This window comes from Paenibacillus sp. FSL R7-0331, assembly GCF_000758645.1.
Lineage (GTDB): Bacteria > Bacillota > Bacilli > Paenibacillales > Paenibacillaceae > Paenibacillus_AQ > Paenibacillus_AQ camerounensis.
This window is the reverse complement of sequence record NZ_CP009284.1, coordinates 3,612,142-3,632,116: the sequence shown is the minus strand read 5'-3', so window position 1 is coordinate 3,632,116 and position 19,975 is coordinate 3,612,142. Positions and strand designations below refer to the sequence as shown.

The 19,975-nt window shown below is 51.6% G+C and carries 15 protein-coding genes and 1 pseudogene; 1 reads left to right on the top strand and 15 read right to left on the bottom strand.

What is annotated here, in order from left to right; translation table 11 throughout:
- Window positions 1-14 precede the first annotated feature (14 nt).
- From R70331_RS15265 to zwf, 11 genes and pseudogenes are all read right to left on the bottom strand, one after another.
- Window positions 15-1,436, bottom strand: coding sequence for an extracellular solute-binding protein (locus R70331_RS15265; protein WP_042176907.1), 1,422 nt, complete (start codon window positions 1,434-1,436; stop codon window positions 15-17).
- Window positions 1,437-1,569: 133 nt separating this feature from the next.
- Complete coding sequence (locus R70331_RS15260; protein WP_231576295.1) at window positions 1,570-4,011, bottom strand: hypothetical protein; 2,442 nt, start codon at window positions 4,009-4,011, stop codon at window positions 1,570-1,572.
- Window positions 4,012-4,187: 176 nt separating this feature from the next.
- A complete protein-coding gene (locus R70331_RS15255) occupies window positions 4,188-5,240 on the bottom strand; it encodes a LacI family DNA-binding transcriptional regulator (protein ID WP_042176905.1) in 1,053 nt (350 codons plus the stop codon).
- A 129-nt stretch (window positions 5,241-5,369) separates the two neighbouring features.
- Window positions 5,370-5,885: a spermidine/spermine N(1)-acetyltransferase gene (locus R70331_RS15250; RefSeq protein ID WP_042176903.1), complete on the bottom strand. Its 516-nt coding sequence runs from the start codon at window positions 5,883-5,885 to the stop codon at window positions 5,370-5,372.
- Between the two features lie 29 nt (window positions 5,886-5,914).
- Complete coding sequence (locus R70331_RS15245; protein WP_042176899.1) at window positions 5,915-6,367, bottom strand: MarR family winged helix-turn-helix transcriptional regulator; 453 nt, start codon at window positions 6,365-6,367, stop codon at window positions 5,915-5,917.
- Window positions 6,368-6,518: 151 nt separating this feature from the next.
- Window positions 6,519-7,130: pseudogene (locus R70331_RS15240) on the bottom strand (sugar O-acetyltransferase).
- 22 nt (window positions 7,131-7,152) lie between these two features.
- Entirely contained in the window at window positions 7,153-8,370 is a 1,218-nt protein-coding gene (locus R70331_RS15235) for an MFS transporter (protein WP_042176897.1), read from the bottom strand.
- A 93-nt stretch (window positions 8,371-8,463) separates the two neighbouring features.
- On the bottom strand, window positions 8,464-9,465 hold the full coding sequence (locus tag R70331_RS15230; RefSeq protein ID WP_042176895.1) for an ROK family protein: 1,002 nt from the start codon (window positions 9,463-9,465) through the stop codon (window positions 8,464-8,466).
- A 118-nt stretch (window positions 9,466-9,583) separates the two neighbouring features.
- Window positions 9,584-11,002 carry an NADP-dependent phosphogluconate dehydrogenase gene (gene gndA / locus R70331_RS15225; RefSeq protein WP_042176893.1) on the bottom strand — a complete coding sequence of 473 codons (1,419 nt, stop codon included), beginning with the start codon at window positions 11,000-11,002 and terminating at the stop codon, window positions 9,584-9,586.
- A 33-nt stretch (window positions 11,003-11,035) separates the two neighbouring features.
- Window positions 11,036-11,704 carry a fructose-6-phosphate aldolase gene (gene fsa, locus R70331_RS15220; RefSeq protein WP_042176891.1) on the bottom strand — a complete coding sequence of 223 codons (669 nt, stop codon included), beginning with the start codon at window positions 11,702-11,704 and terminating at the stop codon, window positions 11,036-11,038.
- 113 nt (window positions 11,705-11,817) lie between these two features.
- Window positions 11,818-13,329 carry a glucose-6-phosphate dehydrogenase gene (gene zwf / locus R70331_RS15215; RefSeq protein WP_042176890.1) on the bottom strand — a complete coding sequence of 504 codons (1,512 nt, stop codon included), beginning with the start codon at window positions 13,327-13,329 and terminating at the stop codon, window positions 11,818-11,820.
- Between the two features lie 105 nt (window positions 13,330-13,434).
- On the opposite strand from zwf, the gene R70331_RS15210 reads away from it, so the two are divergent.
- Window positions 13,435-14,319: a LysR family transcriptional regulator gene (locus R70331_RS15210; RefSeq protein WP_042176887.1), complete on the top strand. Its 885-nt coding sequence runs from the start codon at window positions 13,435-13,437 to the stop codon at window positions 14,317-14,319.
- 162 nt (window positions 14,320-14,481) lie between these two features.
- Here the strand turns inward: R70331_RS15210 and R70331_RS15205 are convergent, their stop codons facing one another.
- From R70331_RS15205 to R70331_RS15190, 4 genes are read right to left on the bottom strand one after another with little or no spacing between them, the layout of a single operon-like run.
- A complete protein-coding gene (locus R70331_RS15205) occupies window positions 14,482-15,531 on the bottom strand; it encodes a dienelactone hydrolase family protein (protein WP_042176885.1) in 1,050 nt (349 codons plus the stop codon).
- A 57-nt stretch (window positions 15,532-15,588) separates the two neighbouring features.
- Window positions 15,589-16,950 carry a glycoside hydrolase family 28 protein gene (locus R70331_RS15200; protein ID WP_231576294.1) on the bottom strand — a complete coding sequence of 454 codons (1,362 nt, stop codon included), beginning with the start codon at window positions 16,948-16,950 and terminating at the stop codon, window positions 15,589-15,591.
- Complete coding sequence (locus tag R70331_RS15195; protein ID WP_042176883.1) at window positions 16,937-18,562, bottom strand: glycoside hydrolase family 43 protein; 1,626 nt, start codon at window positions 18,560-18,562, stop codon at window positions 16,937-16,939. Before R70331_RS15195 ends, R70331_RS15200 begins: the two co-directional genes overlap by 14 nt.
- Before the next feature lie 56 nt (window positions 18,563-18,618).
- Window positions 18,619-19,776 carry a glycoside hydrolase family 88 protein gene (locus R70331_RS15190; protein ID WP_042176881.1) on the bottom strand — a complete coding sequence of 386 codons (1,158 nt, stop codon included), beginning with the start codon at window positions 19,774-19,776 and terminating at the stop codon, window positions 18,619-18,621.
- Window positions 19,777-19,975 lie beyond the last annotated feature (199 nt).

Genomic DNA, 19,975 nt, shown 5'->3' with positions numbered 1-19,975 from the left:
GAGAATAATAAGTGCTAGGAGACTTTGCCGCTTTCCCACAAAGACTTGATGACAGGCATGATGGAATCGTAGATTTCCTTTACGCTTTTGCTGCCGGATAGGGCCTGGTCGATCGACTTCTCGTATTCCGTGTTCATCTTGAGATAAGCAGGTACGTAATAGGCTGGCCATTGTACGATAGAATCCTTGGTGGTGCTGTAGCTGAGAATGGTTTCTTTGGCGCTTACCGGAAGCTCAGAGCTCCATTTATCAACCAGTGCGGCATCGGTATACCAGTCTGCCTGATTCGGCAGCCATGCCCCGCTTTTCAGCAGCTCCAGGCTGTTCTCCGGATTAACCATATAAGCGTAGAATTTCTTGGCTTCTTCTATGTTCTTAGAGGTGTTGTATACGACAAGCGGAGCGCCGGCGTTCATTGTTGCCGCTTTCTTCATTTTCGGCAGGACGCCAACACCGATGTCTTCGTTCCCCTTGATATTGGCAAGATCCCAGGAGCCGCTGACTGCCATTGCATATCCGCCGCTGAGTGCGTCAACCGCCGAACCGATCCCAGTGCTCCAGGTGTACGTGAACGGAGATGCCACCTTATCCTTGTTGACGAGGTCAGCCAGCTTCTGAATGCCTTCTGCACTTTCCGGGGAATCCCACTGGAATTCCTTGCCGTCCGGGGATACAATACCGCCGCCGTTCGCATTTGCCGCCCAGAAATGATGGAATTCACGGCCAGCGGTGAAGCCCAGCCCGTAATTCTCGGTGAGATCCGCATTGAAGCCTTCCTCTGCTGCTGTTTTGCCTTTGGTATCTTTAGTCAGCTTTTTGGCATTCGCCACAAAGGTATCCCAGTCCCACGCCTCTTCCACTTTAGTAGGAGGATAAGCAACTCCCGCCTCATCGAACTTGGACTTGCTGTAAAAGAGCAACTCCAGCTGATTGGACAGGCCCACACCGATTACCTTTTGCTCAGGAGAATGAATGGTTATGGCCGACAGCTTCTCAGGAATGCTTCCGTCCGTCAAAAGATCTGAAATATCGGCCAGAATGCCCATTTCATTATATTTCTGGATATCCCCTTCCCCCATGTAGCTGATGTCCGGCAGCTCGCCGGATTGCAGCCGGGTCTGGATAAAGGTGTCAAAGGTACCGTCCGCCGGCAGCACCTGTGCGTTGATCTTGATTCCGGTATCGGCTGTATATTTCTCTGTCGCCGCTTCAACCAGCTTTTTCTGTACATCATCCCCCCAATACAGCAGCTCTAGTGTAATGTCCTTTGCAGCGGTGTCCTTGTTATCTCCGGCATTTGCCGGTGCTTTGGTTCCCTCCGCTGCCTTGTTAGTACCGCCCTGCTGGTTGTCGGAATTACCTGTGCAGCCTGTCAGCGCGGTGAGTGCCATTGTCACTGCCATGGACAGCATCAGTGTACGCTTGCCAACCTTCATCTTTGTTCCTCCTTTTGATAGAGCTATATAATTTAAGATAAACGCGTTTAATCGTTTAACTTAAAAACTGGATTTATGCAGCAGAGCGTCAAAAGCGTGCGCTGCTGCAGTTCAACAAGCCGGACTCTTTCTGCTAAACAGTAAATTGCCCCTGTTTAAGCCGGATACTCGGCTGCAGCGTGCCTTCTGGCGCACGGAATTCCAGGTTATCCTCCAACATCATATATCTGGAAGGATAGGCCGCGTAGCTGGTAATCAGCAAACCTTCCTGCTCCACAGTAATGAACCCGTTGACACACTTCAGCCTGCCGTTGCTGTCACGGTACAGGTAAGCGGTGGTTCCAAAGCCAAGCAGATACGCCGCCAGCTCCTCCCCCATATCCCAGTCGTCACCTGACACATCTGCGAACAGGGCAGCGAACAACGGATCACTTGCGCCTACAAACACCGACTGTCCAAAGCGGTTCCGCGACAGCTCCGGCATATTCAGGTTAGGAGCAGCAACGCTGTAGGTTGAGGCGGCTTCGCCGGGTGCCAGGCGGCGCGGTGTTGACCGCACATTCCAGTCGTAACAGTTGAACACAGCCATTGTAGCCCGGTAAGCGGCCTCCAGGTAGGCCGGATCGCCCAAATGCTCATAAGTCACCAGCGCAGACGAAGCTACCAGCCCGCCCCACAAGGAATGGATCATCGGAGACAGGGCTTCCCACCACCGGTCAGGGTTCTGCAGCCGGTAATCGTTGCTGAAGCCGATGTTGGCAAGAATCAGCTGGCCGTAACGCGCAGCTTCAGCCGTATTTCCCAGCCGGCATAAGGCCTGGCAGGTCGGGCCAAAACCCGCATTATCATAAAAATGCTCTGTAACCGCCCCGCTGTAATGGCGCACCCCCACGTTCATGAAGCGTCCGAAGGCTTCCCACAGCTGCTGGAGCCGGGAATACCAGACTGTAAGTCCTGCTGCCCGCAGTGCGGAGATCAGATCCTCTATATAGAGGATAAACACGCCGTTTAACCTGGATTCATCCTTCTCACGGCTGCCGGGATGAGCGTCCGGATCGAGCCGCATACACATAACCTCGGCCGCCCACTGCAGATATGTCTGAGCAGGATGCAGCTCCAGCAGATCGTCGTCCATTTGGGACAGCAGATAGAAAACGTGTGCGATATAGTCAAAGTCGTATATCCGGTAAAAGTCTCCGTATAACGCCCGGGGCCGTGAGAAATCACCATCCTCGAACCAATGGAAGCGCATGTCCAGTGCTGCTGCTTTTTCAGCGACTGCTACTTGTCGTGGAACCGGTTCTGTCATTCTGTTGTTCATCAGCAGAAAGGCAAGCTTCCCCAGGGATTCCCCCTGATTGGACAGCGGCCGGAAAGCGTGGGGACGTTCTGCCGCGTCTGCGCCTGCATAGCTGTTCGCGCACAGCCACTCCGCCCGTTTCCCCAGCAGCGTGCTTACCGGCTCCAGCACATTCCATACGAGCATATCACTGCGGCCGTCCTCCAGTACCAGCTCCAGCTTGTGCTCTCCCGGAACATTGCCCTTAAGCAGCAAAGTGTAAAAGACTCCTGAATCCGGTCCGGTGAACGAGCCGGAACCGGCGGCTGTCAGCTGCAGCTCTGCTGTAACATCCTCCAGCACAATATCTTCTGAATCTCCCGGTGCGCTGTAAAGGCGGAGCTCCTTAACAGCCAGACCATCCGGTATATGTAGTGACGCCTGAAATGCTCCTCCGGCAGGCAGCACGGGCGTGTAGCTCCAGAGCGGATGTCCAAGTACTTTACCCTGTAGGTAGAAATCCTCCATGTCATTAAATGGCTGGAAGGTATACTTCCACTCCTTCAGCTCTCCCGGAGCGAGACAGAGCTGCTTGTATTCATCACCGTAGATCCAGTCTGCAGCAGCAGAGCCGCTCATTGAGGTTCCGTCTTCGACAAGTGACAGCCGGTGGTAGAGAAATCCGTCCAGAGAAGGTGATACCTGCTCAAGAAAGCGGTTACTATAACGGCAGTAGGAACCCGCCGCCACAGTTCTTCCATCTACACCATAGATTCCGAGATGCGGCCCTTCATTGCTGCGCCTCACAGCAGCGAACTTCGCGAAGTCTCCACCCAGGTGCGGATAGACAGCGCAGGACTCATGCATATTGCGCAGAACATTATCATCCCGGAACATGACATAAGCCAATGAGAACCAGAGATGGAGCCCTTCAATTTGCGTTGTCGCAGCTGAGGTATTACTTAACCGGACCGCCCAGTGCAGCTGTTCATCTTCCAGTGTATATACCATGCTAAGCTTAATGCTTCCAGTATTACATTCTACAACAGCCTGCCCGGAACCTTCTTGACTTACGCTTGGAGTATAGCTGCTGCTATGCAGCATCTTCCCGTCCAGCTTCAGCTCCCACTCCCCGAACAGCTTATCTTCTTCATCCTCGTATCCCGCCTGCTGCAGATATTGCGGGTTAATGACCCAGTTCGTACCATACGGGTCATCCTGCAGGACAAGAGACTCCACTGCTCCCCGTCTGTTTAAAGATATTTTATATTTTTCATTGCCCAGTACAGCAGTCACGCCATCACCTCTTTCATATCCTGACATCAATTTAAACGTTTAAATTGTGTAAAAAAGAAATGATGTGAAACCACATCTGTATTAAAAAGATAAGAAATTGCAGAATTCGCGTATCACTCATCCTTATCCTTCGCGCAGAACCGGACACCGTCCTCTTCAGGACGGCACTGCCGTTTCTAGCTGTGTTTCACATCACTGTGCAGGTCTTTCACGGAGCCGCGCTCAATCAGCCGGCATTCAGGCATCTTCAGCTCATGAACCTGATTACCATTGATCAGCTGATATAGCGATTCCATTGCCTGAAAGCCCATCTCGTGCAGCGGTAATCCCATCGTCGTAATGCTCGGCTGCAGATAGTCGCTGAATTCGCGGTTGTCGAAGCCGATGACCGACAGCTCATCGGGTATGCTGACGCCGCGTTCGCCCGCCATTTGGAGTACGCCGACGACCATAACATCATTCATTGACAGGATGGCCGTAGGCGGCTCGGGCAGGTCAAGCAGCTCTCCGGTCAGCCGGTAGCCTGAATCGCGCTCCCAATCTCCCATCTTAATCAGCAAGGGATCGAACGGCAGCTCAAATTCAGTGACAGCCCGGTAATAGCCCTTCAGCCGGTGCCTGGAAGGAATAGAGTCCATCAGACCGCTGATAATCGCGATCCGCCGGTGTCCCTTGCTGACCAGATAAGCCATCGCTTCATAGGAAGCCTGTTCATCATTAAACTGGATGGATAAGTTGTCTTGCGTATACCCGTAGGTATACACAATGGGCTTGCCTTCAACATCAATCAGACCGGTCAAATCGCGGGTGTGTACCCCGATATAAATGATTCCGTCCACTTGTTTGCGGAGCAGCTCGGAGACGGCATTCTCGGCATACTTACTGTAAACTTCTGTATCACCGAAATTACGGCCAATCCGTTTATCCAGCCGGAGATTGACGAGTAGGATTTGCAGATCGTGCCGGTCTCCGTAATCATTGATACCATCGATAATCTCCGGTGCATTGAACACCGTGATATCCTCGGCAATTACCCCAATTGTATTCGTCCGGTTGCGTTTCAGGCTCTTGGCAATATCATTGGGCTTATAATTCAGTTCTTCTATGGCCTCTGTTACCCTCCGGTGAGTCTCAGGACGCACATTCCGGGTTCCGTTGAGCACATAGGAGACGGTAGCAATGGAAACATTGGCCTTGAGTGCAATGTCTTTGATGCTGGTTTTCCTCATAGGCTTCTCCTATCTAAGCATCCGAACCATCGTCCTTTAGCCATTTAAACGTTTAGATTTATTGTGACTCCTAAAACTTACCATATCGTCAGCCTTTCCGCAAGCCCTTTCATTACAGTAATTCCGGTTTCACATTACCTTTTCCATAACCAGATCTGTCTGTGCCTCATCCCCCAGCTGGAAGATATGCGTTCCCGTGCGGACAAAGCCCATTTTTTCATAAAACCCGATCGCCGACCCGTTATTCTCCCATACTCCCAGCCATACCCGGCCTTTGTTATGCCGAACTGCGTAACCCAGTGCATGGTTTATTAAGTGCTTGCCCAGCCCTTGTCCATGATACCTGCTGCTGATGTAGATTCTCTCAATTTCGAGGGCATCCGCTCCCATTTCATCCGACTGGGCTTCATTGATGTTCAGCTTCAGATAGCCGGCAGGCTCCCCGTTTACCATACTAAAAAAGAATGCTGAGCCCGGACGCATCAGCTCCTGCTCCAGCTTCTCAACAGAAAAAGCCTTGTCCAGATAATCCTTCATGACCTCCGGAGAATTCTGGTCTTTGAAGGTTTCTTCGAAGGTTTCAATACTAAGGGCTTGAAGTAAATGCAGATCGTCCAGGATACATTTCTTTATCGTAATATTCATTTCGTTAGCGGCTCCTTTGCTTTGTCTAATCAATATTCGCGTTTATTGCCTTTTTTCACTGACTCCCAGTCCATCTCCACATTTTTTCTGACCCGGTGCAAAAGCTGAAATAAAGCATCTGTCTCCGTTTCGGATAATCCCGCCAGAGCAACATTATCCGAATGTGCGTGTTCCCTAAGGATAAAAGGGAAAACCTGCTCACCCTTGGCAGTGGGAAACAGCCGGTTGATCTTCCTGTTGTGCGGATCATCTCTCTTCTCCACAAGTCCGTTCCGCTCCAGCTTCTGAATTGCCCGGGCTGCCGTTGTACGGTCAACCTTGAGCATTTCGGCTACCTTCTCCTGAATAATTCCCGGGTGCTCACAGATGCGCACAAGGTACAGGTATTGTCCTTTTGTCAGGTCGAATTCTTTAAATTCTATATTGCTGATCGAATCCAGGGCTCTGGCAATCATCCCGATTTCGCGCAGAATTTCCTTCATGGCTGCAGCTCCAATCCTTTGTGATAGTATTTATAATATCTTTTGTTTGTTGTAAATACAACAATTATTCATATGAAAAAGTGCACCTGCCCGTCAGCCTGCCGCCAACAATACAGATGCACTTCAGTATAGCCTTTAAAATTCATTTATGTTACCGGTAATCCCCGACATCAAACTCTCTATCCTTGAAATAATATTTGCGGTCGTCTTCTGTAATCTCACGGATGACTCTGCAAGGATTGCCTGCTGCAATCACATTGTTCGGAATATCCTTAGTAACCACACTGCCTGCCCCGATTACAGCATTGCTCCCTATTGTAACACCGGGAGTGACGACTACGTTTCCGCCTATCCAGACGTTGTCCCCAATTGTGATAGCAATGCCATACTCATAGCCGGAGTTCCTCGAATCCGGGTGAATCGGGTGGCCTGCTGTGTAGAGCGATACATTAGGCGCAAACATTACATTGTTACCGATCTTAACCTTACCTACATCCAGTATGGTGCAATTAAAATTGGCATAGAAATGATCGCCAGCTTCAATATTCAAGCCTTAATCGCAATAAAAGGGCGGCTCGATGTGTACTCCTTTGCCTGCCTTTCCCAGAATGCTGCGGATAAGCTCCTCCTGTCTGGCGGTTTCATCCGGGCGCAGCTGATTATACTGCTGAACCTTCCGCTTATTCTCAGTACGCTCTTCCGTCAGACCATCCAGCCAAGCTTTATAAGGCAGTCCGGCCAGCATGCGCTCCTTTTGATTCATTGCTCTCAGCTTCCTCTCCTCATTAAATTCCGGTCCGTTTGGCACAGATTACCCGGTTAACATTTTCGGCACTCATAAACATCAGGCCCAGGAACAGCAGGACTGTGAACGGGAAAATGGCTACGGTAGTCTTTGCTGCAATAAAACCGAATAACGGCGGCAGCAAAGTAGTTCCTGTATACGCTACAGCCATCTGATAGCCCATGAGCCGTGTAGAATTTTCCTTGCCAAAGCGTGCAGGCGTCTCATGCAGCAGCCCCGGGTAAATCGGAGCCAGTCCAAGGCCGATCAGAATCAGGCCGACCAGCAGAAAATAATCCGGGAGCGGCAACAGCATAATCACTCCGCCCGCCAGGGCAACAAGCTGTCCCGACCGGATCAGCAGCTTATTGCTCACCTTCAGCGTGATGAAGCCCGAGATCAGACGTCCGGCAGTAATCCCTCCATAATACATGGAGATCCATGCCGCAGCAGTCTGTGCATCCAGCTCATGGGCTCCTACCAGGAAGCTGGCTCCCCATAAGCCGACGGTCATCTCTACCCCGCAATAGAACAGAAATGCGATCAGAGTTGTTTTTACCCCTTTAATCCTAAATATCTTGGTCTTGGCGGATGCTCCAGCTGTACCAGCTTCAGCCCTGTGATGTTCCGCTTCCGGCTCCCCGCCAGCCTTGTTGTGTTCATGAACAGCAGCGATCTTGGACCATAACGGCAGCGTTACGAGTAAAATAACAACCAGCGCAAACTGGATTACAGCAACCGCTGCATAACCGCCGCGCCAGGAGCCCTGACCCGCCATATAGAAGGACATAATGATAGGTCCCATTGTTGCCCCTACTCCCCAGAAGCAGTGCAGCCAGTTCATGTGATGCGCCTTGTAGTGGGCTGCTACATAGTTGTTGAGCGCCGCATCAACCGACCCGGCTCCCAGACCTAAGGGAATCGCCAGCAGCAGCAGCCACATTAGCGACGGAGCCGCCGAGAAACCTAACAGCGCTGCTGCCGTCATTAAGCAGCTGATCAACGTGACTTTACCGGTTCCCAGCCATTCGATCATCTTCCCGCTGGCCAGGCTGGACACAATGGTGCCGGCAGCGATAATCATGGCGATAACACCCGCAGAATCAAATGAAGTGTTCAATTCAGGCTGCATGACCGGCCACGCTGAGCCTAGCAGAGAATCGGGAAGCCCCAGGCTGATAAAGGCCAAATAAATAATGACAAGAAACCAGGTTGCCATACCATCCCTCTTTCAACATAATAGTTATTACAACTAATTTATAAAGTGTCTTTATTTAATATGCGCTACCCTCCTCCTTTTGTCAATACATTACTAAAATTGAATGGCTTCCGGGTCAAGCTTGTGCAAGGTTAGTCTGCGCATTCCCGCTTCATAATCCGCCTGAAAAGTATTGCTTAGGATCACTTTAGGATCATGAGGCACCGGTTCCCGGGCCTGATAGCCGTTCCAGAAATGAAGCCAGTGTTCTGCAGCCGTTATCTCCTGGTAGATCACGATTAGATCCGGGGCAAGAACGGCGTTCACACTCTGGATAATCCGGCTGGCCGCCTCCAGCAGCACTTCCTCTCTCCTTTCAGCGTACCAGTCAATCCGGTGAGGCAGGAATTTAATCTCTCCAGCCATCCCGTTTTTGCCTCTGATGATATTGCCGTTCAGATAAATGCCCATTCCAGGCGGATACTTCTTCGGGAAATAGATCCCCGTTATACATTGCCCGTCTGCTTCTCCCCGGCAAGCCTGGTAGCCGAACACTGCAGCGTTGACATCATTCTCTACCATAACCGGCAGCTGAAACTGCTGCTCCAGCACTTCAATCAGCGCAGCTCCCTGCAGCTCCTGATGGCTGGCCACGACGATTCTGCCGTTGACAATCTGTCCCGGAATCCCCATCCCGATTACTTTTACCTGCGGACAGGCAATAAGAAAGCTGGAGATGATCTCAGCTAAATAGTGCTGTTCAAAGGCAGGCAGCACATATTCCTGCTGACTGACAGTCCGGTTCTCCAGATTGATAACAGCTGCAGAAGCGACACGCTGCCCCTGATTCTCCTTTAGATAAATAACCAGCGCCTGGCTGTGATCATAATTGAACCGGTAAGTGAGAGCCGGCCGGCCGCTGCCGGATGCTATCGTCTGGTCCTCTACAATTTCGTTAGATTCCAGCAGCTCCTTAACCAGCGAGTTAACCGTTACCACACTAAGCTTCGTCAGCGCAGCCAGCTGCGGCTTGGTAGCAGTCCCTGCACGCTTCATCACCTGGCGCACATTATTCAGATTGATTTCCTTCATCAGATTGGCATTTGCGTTCTTCATAATAACCTCTCTCCTGCCTGTGGTAACAAGATCATAGCATAAAAGCGCATATCAAGTCTTGATCCCTTCAAAAGGAAAAGCCAGGGTCGAGAGACCCGGGCTTCTTACAACGATCAGATTATTCGCCCTGGCTCATCCACTGGAAGTGGAAGCTGCCCGGCTTGTCAACACGTTCAAAGGTATGTGCACCGAAGTAATCACGCTGTGCCTGGAGCAGGTTGGCCGGGAGTCTTGCCGAACGGTAGCTGTCATAATAAGCCAGTCCGGATGCAAAGGCCGGAACCGGAATCCCGCGTTTCACCGCAAGTGCTACTACGTCTCTCCATGCGTCCTGATAGTTATGGACAACATTACTGAAGTATTCATCGAGGAACAGGTTCTTCAGTTCAGGATCACGGTCATAGGCATCCTTGATATTCTGCAGGAAGCCGGCACGGATGATGCAGCCGCCGCGGAAGATCATAGCGATGCTTCCGTAATTCAGGCTCCAGTTGTATTCGTCTGAAGCTACGCGCATCTGGGCGAAGCCCTGGGCGTAGGAGGCGATTTTGCTGGCATACAGCGCTTTGCGGACAGCTTCGATAAATGCCTTGGCATCTCCGTCAAAGCTCTTGACTTCAGGACCCTGCAGACGCTTGCTGGCCGCCACACGCTCTTCCTTCATCGCAGACAGGAAGCGGGCAAAGACGGATTCTGTGATAATAGACAGCGGCACGCCGAGATCCAGCGCGTTCTGGCTGGTCCACTTGCCAGTACCCTTCTGGCCGGCGGAATCAAGGATAACGTCAACCATCGGCTTGCCCGTCTCAGGGTCAGCCTTGGCAAAGATGTCGGCTGTGATCTCGATCAGATAACTGCTCAGCTCGCCGCGGTTCCATTCAGCAAAGATCTCATGCAGCTCAGCGGTATCAAGCCCCAGCACATCCTTCAGCAGCTGGTAAGCTTCGCCGATCAGCTGCATATCGCCGTACTCAATGCCGTTGTGGACCATTTTGACATAGTGTCCCGCACCGTCCGGTCCGATGTAGGTCGAGCACGGGTCGCCGTCCACTTTTGCGGAGATAGCCGTCAGAATCGGTTCTACCAGCTCGTAGGCATCCTGCTGTCCGCCCGGCATAATCGCCGGCCCTTTCAGTGCGCCCTCTTCACCGCCGGATACCCCGGCACCGATGAAGCGGAAGCCCTGAGCCTGCAGCTCCTTGTTGCGGCGCTGTGTGTCAGGGAAGAACGCATTACCGCCGTCAATCAGAATATCGCCCGGCGAAAGGAACGGAACCAGCTGCTGAATCGTATCATCAGTCGGCTTGCCGGCTTTGACCATAATCATAATTTTGCGCGGCAGCGCAAGCGACTGCACGAATTCCTCAATGCTGTAGGCACCGACGAAGTTTTTGCCAGCTGCTTCAGCGAGCAGCTCATCCGTTTTCTCACTCGAACGGTTATAAACGGCTACCGAAAAGCCCTTGCTTTCCATATTCATAGCCAGGTTCTTACCCATAACGGCTAAGCCGACTACTCCGATCTGCTGTTTACTCATCTTTAATAGACCTTCCTTTCATATTCCGGATTATTAAACCTGCGGAGCCTTCTTCCAGTCGGCAGCGAACTTCTCCATCCCCTGATCAGTCAGCGGGTGCTTGGAAATCTGTTCAATTACGCTGAACGGAATAGTGGCGATATGCGCACCAGCCATGGCTACACGGGTAACGTGATCCGGATGACGGACGGAAGCTGCGATAATCTGAGCGTCCAGCTTATGAATGCGGAACAGCTCGGCAACCTTTACAATCAGCTGAACCCCATCCTCAGAAATATCATCCAGACGGCCGAGGAACGGAGATACATAAGTGGCACCTGCACGGGCGGCCAGCAGCGCCTGGTTCACGGTGAAGATTAGCGTTACGTTGGTTTTTACGCCTTTTTGGGTCAGGTAACGGCAGGCTTCAAGACCCGCGAGAGTCATCGGCAGCTTGATCGTAATATTTTTATCATAATTGTTGATCTTGATCAGCTCATCGGCCTCGGCAATCATCTGCTCTGCAGTTACAGCGTCAGGCGTTACTTCAGCGGATACGGATTCCACTTCAGGTACAGTCTGGAGAATTTCGGCAATGCGGTCTTCAAATTTCACGCCCTCTTTGGCAACGAGCGACGGATTGGTGGTAACCCCGGACAGGACTCCGATTTTGTATGCTTTTTTGATGTCTTCTACATTTGCTGTGTCGATAAAAAATTTCATTGTGGTAACCTCCAGTTTGTAGTTGAACTATATGAAATGAACTTTTGGCAATCTTTAAGGAGTATTCTTCCCTAATTTGGTATACTTCAAGTTCATTTTTATCAATATTTGATTTAAAAATTTGAAGCATCCGGCAGAGCTATTTCGCTTTCCGCGTCAACCGGGGCATCCAGCCACCAGTGATGGCCGTCCTGCGCCAGCAGCTGGTCAGACTCAGCCGGTCCGTGTGAACCTGCAGCATAAGAGTACAACGGCACAGAATTGCCGGCAAAAGCGTTAAGGATCGGCTGCACCCATTTCCAGGACAGCTCAACCTCATTCCAGTGGGCAAAGAACGACGGGTCGCCTTGCAGCGCATCATAGATCAGGTTCTCATACGCCTCCGGCACCTCAATGGAGCTGGTATGGAAGTCAATGTGTACGGCCTTGAATTTGCCTTTGTTCCGCGGATCTCTGGCCTTCAGCTGCAAAGTAATACCTTCATTCGGGCTGATCTCGAACACCAGCAGATTGGGAATATCATCCTCTTCTACGGTTGAGCTCTGCTTCAGCGGCTCTTTAAATTCGATGACAATCCGCGTCGACTTCTCCTTCATGCGCTTGCCTGTCCGGATATAGAAGGGAACGCCCTTCCAGAACGGATCATCAATCTGCAGTCTGGCGGCAATAAACGTATCGTTCACCGAACCGGCGGAAATACCTGCTTCAGAACGATAGCCGGGAACAGCTAAGCCTTTAATTGCACCAGCGGTGTATTGGGCACGGATAACACTGGCTTCGATATTATTTTCATCCAGCGGTTCGAGGGCTTCCATCACTTCTTTTTTCTTGAAGCGGACCTCGTCCGCAGAGCTGTCCTTCGGCAGGCGGATCGCAAGCATCATCAGCAGCTGAAGCATATGGTTCTGGAACATGTCCCGCAATGCGCCAACATGATCATAATAACCTGCTCTTTCCTCCACTCCGACCGTTTCGGCAGCGGTAATCTGAACATTAGCAATATATCGGTTGTTCCAGAGCGCGTGCAGCACCGGGTTGGTCTGCTGGAATACGTCCAGCTCCTGCACCATCGGTTTGCCCAGGTAATGGTCAATCCGGTAAATCTCTTCTTCGGTAAAAGCTTTGCTGAGCGTCTGATTCAGCTCCTGCGCAGACTTCAGATCATGCCCGAAGGGCTTCTCGATGACAAGACGTTTCCAGCCTTTGGCTGCACCGAGACCGCTGGCTTCAATGTTGAGGGCAATCGGCTCAAAGAACTCCGGCCCCACCGATAAGTAAAACATCCGGTTAGGAGCACTGCCCATGCCTGCCTCCAGCTGCTCCACCCGTTCAAGCAAATTCACATAATCTTCAGTGTGCCCGACATCCAGCACATTATATCGGAAGGCCTTCAGGAAGCTGCGTACGGACGCTGTGTCCTTAACTTCACGCCGGGAGAAATCCCGGAGCGAGCGCTCCACCATGGCCTGGTAAGCTTCATCAGCAACTTCTCTTCTGCCGAGTCCTATTACAGCGAAGGAATCATGAAGCTTGCGGTCGAGAAACAGGTTGTAGAGTGCAGGGTATATTTTTCTGCGGGCCAGATCTCCTGTTGCTCCGAATAAAACAAATGTGGTCGCCTCCATCTCGATTCTCCTTCTGCTATGGTTTATCTTTCCTTGTTCCACTATAATACAAATACGAGCTATACAAGTAATTAATATATTGTACAGGAGCTATAGACTGTGTCTATGAACAATTTCGAATTATACAAGGTTTTTTATTGGGCTGCCAAAACAGGAAGCCTCTCTCAGGCTGCCAAAGTGCTGTTTATCACCCAGCCGAGCGTCAGCCATGCCATCAAGCAGCTGGAGGACAGCTTCGGTCTTACCCTGTTCAACCGCAATTCCAAAGGCGTTACTCTTACCCCGGAGGGAGCCGTGCTCTACTCCTACATTGAGCAGTCGCATATTCTCATCACCCAAGCTGAGAAAAAAATGGCCGAGCTCAAAAATCTCGATAACGGAGAACTGCGCATCGGCGGAAGTGATTCCCTGTTCAAGCATTACCTGCTGCCCTTTATTGAAACCTTTCACCAGCGTTACCCCGGCATCCGGCTGCACCTGATCCACGGAACCACCCCGGAAGTCATCTCATATCTAAAAGAGGGCCAGGTCGATCTGGGCGTCGTCCGCATTCCGATCGCCGATCCCCAGCTCGAAGTATGGCAGGGGCTGCAGCTGCAGGACTGCTTCGTGGCAGGCAGCAGCCATTATCCGGAGCTGAAGGATAAGGTGCTTACCATCGAAGAGCTGCTTCGCCATCCGATTATTCTGTTCTCCCGCAGGAGCCGTGCGCGTACAGCCGTCAGTGACCTTTTCCGGGGCTACGGCTATGAGCTAAAGCCGGAAATCGAGGTTGGCAGCGTCGGACTGCTGATCGAATTTGCCCGCAAAGGACTCGGTATCTCCTTCGTAACCCGCGAGTTTGTCTCCAAGGAACTGGAGGAAGGCTCGCTGTTCGAGATTAAGCTGGATGTTCAGCTGCCTCCCGCCCAAGTGGGTATTATGACTATGCGCAACATGCCGCTGACTACGGCGGCGAGCAAGTTTATTGAGATTACGGGGACGGTCTGAGCGTTAGAGCAGCTTGCGGCGGAATTCAAAAAAGACTCAGCCAGCTCAGGCTGAGTCTTTTTGTGATTTCATGTGGAATGAAGCAGTGGCGCAAATCAACTAACTATATAGATTTAACTAATAATATTGCTGTTTTGGGATTGCATGTGACTCCTCATAAGTTCAATCTATAAAGTTCAGATTTATTTCATTAGTGGTCAGCATCCGGTAGAGCCACGGCACGGAGACTTTTCCGGAAATCTCATGGCTGCCAGGGTGAAGATCATAGGACAGCCGGGATTCGGAGTCGCAGCCGGAATATATCTGTTGCAGCCGGGAAAGGGCAGAATGTACGTGCGGCACAGGAAAGATGGCATCATGGACGCCCGATTCAATGAACAAGGCTCTGGGGGCGATTAAACCCACCAACTCCGGCTGCTCAGAAACCTGCAATATCCCGGGCAGATAATTGTCAATGCAGTGATGCATAGCCAGTATGCTGCCGACAAAGGTGTTAGTCCAGCCGCACAGCACAGCTGCTTTGAGCCGTTCATCCAGCGCGGCTGCATAGGCCGCAATGAGACTGCCTCCGGAGAAGCCGAATACCCCGATACGGGAAGAATCAGTATCCGGGCGCATCGAAAGATAATCCACCGCCCGCATCGCTTCATAGACTCTCATTCCGGCAAGTGTCCTGCCAAATAACATAAGCTGTGAAACCAGGGTGCTGCAGGAGCTTGGACTGGAACCGTTCTTCATCTCCTCTGCCACCCGGCGCACTCCAAAGCCCAGGATTTCAGGGATCACGACGATCATCCCCTGCTTGACCAGCTGGACAGCGAACCGGTTGTGTATACCCGTCTCCTCTAATTCCCTGTAATCCGAATTCAGTCCGGCAGCATCCAGCTGGCCGTTGCCATGTCCGTGGCAGGCCACTACAGCCGGCCACGGCCCGTTGCCTGTCAAGGGAACCAGCACGATAACGGGTACATGTAGAGTTTCCTCCGTAGAATAGGTAATGCGCTCAAGAATAAAATCTTTATATTCAACACGCTCCAGCAGTACAGGATTAAGAGGACCTGAAGTCTCCGGGAGCTCTCCCAGTGCCTGCTTTAGTCTGCCCATCAGCCGATCCCGCTGTTCTTCCTGTGTCAGGCAGGAATTCCGGCTGCTTCTAGCCGTTTCAGTCTCCTGATACAAGGTCTTTATAAAAGCATCTGTCGTATAATCCATTCACATTATCATCCTCTATCAGCTGTCCTTATGCTACCGGTCACACCCTTGACGCAGCTAATATTCCATAATATCCAGCTTGAGCGTATTACTTCCTTCTATTATATAGGATTCCCGTGTATCCTCCCGCAGCGCATGGAATCTGATTCCGTCCACGGTAAGCCGCTCTACGTTCCGGATATCCATGAAGGTGGTCCGGCTCCAGTCAGGATAGTAATTCTCTGCAACTGCCTCAGGATGCTCCAGCCGCATATCATGAACCTGCGGGTAAGCAGCAGGTATAACAGCATTTTGTACGCCACCGGCGCAAGTATACATGATATTTCTGAGGGTCAGATCGCGGATCGGATGCTCCCTGCACGCATCAACACGGATACCGTTAAAGGACGGGCTGCCCATAATGTCATCTGTGAACCGGTAATGGGTCTTGTACATCTCTTCATCGTCAGTGGCGATGATATCTGACAGCATAATCCGTTCAAGCGAGCCGATCTCCGGCATGCGCTCTAGGCCGATGGAGGAGCCGATCTCTTCCAGCCGGTTATTCAGCAGAATAAAGACGGGACGGGATACATTCCGCATGACCAGCCCGGAAGCCACGATATCGCTAATGCTGCCGCCCTCCGTGCATTCAATCTTGATTCCTTCCCGCCAGACATTTTCGAAGGTACAGTTATGGATCGTGACACTCGATATATCCCCGATGGACTTCAGCCCGATCCGGATACCGGCGCAGATTGAAGTGAAATGGCAGTTGACGATATGCACATTTTTCATCGGATAATCCTTACTGCCGGCTTGAAGACAGAGATTATCATCGGTACCGAGGATTTTACAGCCCGAAATGAACACATTCCGGCAGCCGTCATAGTCCAGTCCGTCACCGTTGTATTTTTTATCGTTCCTGATATCGAGATTTTCACACCAGATGTTTTCACTATCCAGAAAGGCGGTCGTCCAGGCAGTCGAGTTATAAAGTCTCAGTCCGGTGACATGAATGTTGCTGCAGCGCAGAAAACGCATCATCATCGGCCGGAAGATACTGCCCTCATTAGGGAATTTCTCAGCGTTGCCGTTAATCTCACCCTGTCCGGAAATGCTGACATTGACAGCATCCTCCGCATAGATGAAGCATCTGTCCATATCCTTTTCATTAATATAGCGGTTATAATGGGTGTCCTCCGCAAAATCGCGGATGTCCGGGCTGGCAAGCAGCACTGCGGAAGGATTAAGCTGTAGGTTCACATTCGATTTGAGGACAATCGTCCCCGAAACAAACGTTCCGCCGCTTAGCACGACAGCCCCGCCGCCGGATTTATGGCATTCATCAACCGCCTGCTGGATTGCACGGGTATCCACCGTTACCCCGTCACCAGTAGCGCCGTACCGCTTCACATCAAAAACATCATTCATGGCCATCAGCAATGCCCGCCTGATCCCTGTTATAGTACTCAAAATAATCGAAATCGGCCGGCTGGCGGAAGCCGGTTAAATCCTGGCAGCAGATGCCGGCAAAGGACCCGGTGAACCAGCCCTCCTGGCAGGCTTCGTCAGACAAAGTACTCGCATCAAGCACTGGCCCGATAACCTCATATCCGTCTTCACCATCTACAGAATAGGAGAACTGCAGTCTGTCATAATCGACCTCAGCGCGCAGCTGAATCCGCTTTGCGTTATCCGGCAGCGGTACATATCCGGCAGGCTCGGAATAGCTGTTGTTAACGGCGGAGAGAATGCTAATGCACCGTCCCAGATCCTCATGATGTGTAACATGGAGATAGTAATAGTTCTGGGTATCATACATTAGGATCAGGCCGGCCATTTGCTTAAAGCTGGAGGGCTCGAATTCAAGCGCTGCCGCTGCCGTGAAGCGATGCTCCTCCCAGCGTCTGGCAATCAGGCTCTGCCGGAATTTTGAACCGAGCCCTTCGCGGCCGTACAGCCGCAAGTAACCTGGCCGCTCGCTAAGAGAATAGAATGAGGCGTCAAGCGGAACCCGCAGAGACTGGAAGCTGATATCCAGCTCAGCACCGTCAAAATCATCCCTTGCCGGCTTCACCGGGAACGGGTGCAGCGGCAGGTCAGGAGCTTCTACCTCGGTATCAGGCAGCACCGAGCCATTCGCCAGGCGCAGCCAGCCGTCTTCGGTCCACTCTACCTTCTGCAGCGCCGTTTCACGCCCGAGTGTATATTTCCGCTCTCCTTTTTCCGTCCGGTTCTCTAAGGGACGGCCGCATAAATGCACCATGTACCATTCCCCGTTCTGGGTTTCAACCAGATCGCCGTGGCCCGCCTTCTGCAGCGGCAGCCCGGGATTGTCTCTGGAGGTCATCAGGGAATTGCCCTCGTAAGCTTCGTAAGGCCCGAACAGCTCTCTGGATCTCAGCATGCTCTGGCCGTGACCTTCCCCTGTTCCGGTATCCGCAGCGAACAGGTAATAATAGCCGCCCCGCTTATAAATATGCGGACCCTCCAGATATGTATCATGGCTCGCATAGATGGTTACAGGCTCACCAATCATCATCTGCTCCGCAGTTGAGTACTCTTGAATGACTAGATGCCCTCTGTAGCGTTTCGTTACCCGGTGATCGGTTACCATGCTTACGATATACTTACGCCCGTCCTCATCATGGAACATGGACGGATCGAACCCGTAGCTGTTCAGGTAGACCGGCTCCGACCACTCACCGCGGATATCCGCCGCGGTAACCAGATAATTAGGTGTATCGTACATTTTTACATAAAAGGAATTCACTACAGTGTATATGAGATAGAACGTGCCGTTATCATAGGTCAGGCATGGTGCCCAGATTCCCTGTGAAGCACCAATGCCGCGCAGGTCCAGCTGGGAGACCCGGTTAAGCGGGCGTGTAATCAGCTCCCAGTTGACCAGATCCCGGGAATGATGAATCTGCACGCCCGGGAACCATTCGAAGGTTGAGGTGGCAATATAGTAATCATCCCCAACTCTGAGGATGGACGGATCGGGATTGAAGCCCCGCAGGACCGGGTTCTTGATGATGTGGCTCATAGTATAGATATCCTCACTTTGAATTGGAGTCGGGGCAGCCCGCTTGGTCTGCTTTTCTACCACAAATACAGGTCATTTCCCTTCAGCTTGAACATGGCTTCCATGAAATAATAGTCCCCGTAAATAATCGCATGGTGATGCTGGTTGCGCGGCTTGTGATAAGCCTCGGAGCCCTTCTGGATGATGCAGTCATTCTCGTCCGACCAGTCGGAACGTTCATCGAGTGCCCGCAGCAGCTTAAGCGCAGCATTCAGATACAGCTCACGCTCCAGCTCACCAACAGCCTTGGCAATCTCAATCAATCCGCAGGCGGCAATGGCCGCAGCCGTATCATCCTCGAGCTTAGGCTCAGCAGGCTGGCGGAAATCGAGCGGAATGACCCCGTCCTCCGGAATATTAGCCATGAAATAGTGGGCAATCTGCTTCGCAGTCTGGAGATATTCTTCTTTGCCGGTATGGATATAACTCATCATGAAGCCATACAGCGCCCAGGTCTGTCCTCTGGTCCAGGAGGAGCCGTCCGCATAGCCTTGTCCGCCAAATGTACGGACTACCCCGCCGTTAAACGGATCGAACTCGACAATATGGTGGACCGAGCCGTCCGGCCGTACGAAGGTGGACATGACCGTGTCGGCATGCCGCATGGCAATTTGTTTAAACCGCGGGTCTCCGGTCTCCTCAGTCGCCCAGTACAGCAGAGGAATATTGAACATGCAGTCGATAATGGCCCAGCCTCTGGTATCGCCTTCGTCCAGGTCATTCCAGGCACGGATGAAGCCCCCTGCCAGATTAAACCGGCCGGCCAGCAGATTGGCGGCATGCAGTGCTCTTTTGCGGGATTCCGGATTCTTGGTCACCTTGTAGTTGGCAACACTGGTAGGCAGCCACATGAAGCCTACATCGTGATGCAGGCCGTAGAAGTCCTGAAAACACTTGTCGAGCAGCTCCTCGGAGATATTTGCGATTTCCTTGTATTTTTCATTGCCGGTCTCATGGTACATCAGCCACAGCATGCCGCCCCAGAAGCCGTTAGTCCACCAGCAGATGCCATCGGCATCGAAGCCGCTTACATTATGTGCCGCCTTGTCATCATGTGTTCCGTTAACGGTAGTATAAGGAATTTTGTGTTTTGATTTTTCACTGACAGTATCCAGCTTGGCTGTTATTTTTCCGATTACGGAATCCACCCAATTGCGGTCTTTACTCTGTAGCATGTCTCTTTCCTACTTTCTCTGTATAGTATGCGGATTTGACTTCATTGTAGGATACCTGTGCTGTGATTGGTATGCGACTTTTTTAGGTTTTCCCGCTTTTTTTTAAGGACTTTTATGCATAATGTGGTGAAAGCAGACTTAGCGGGCTAGCGACCTGCTTTCTCTGATATGCTGCTACAGTATGTTATAGTTAGCCAAA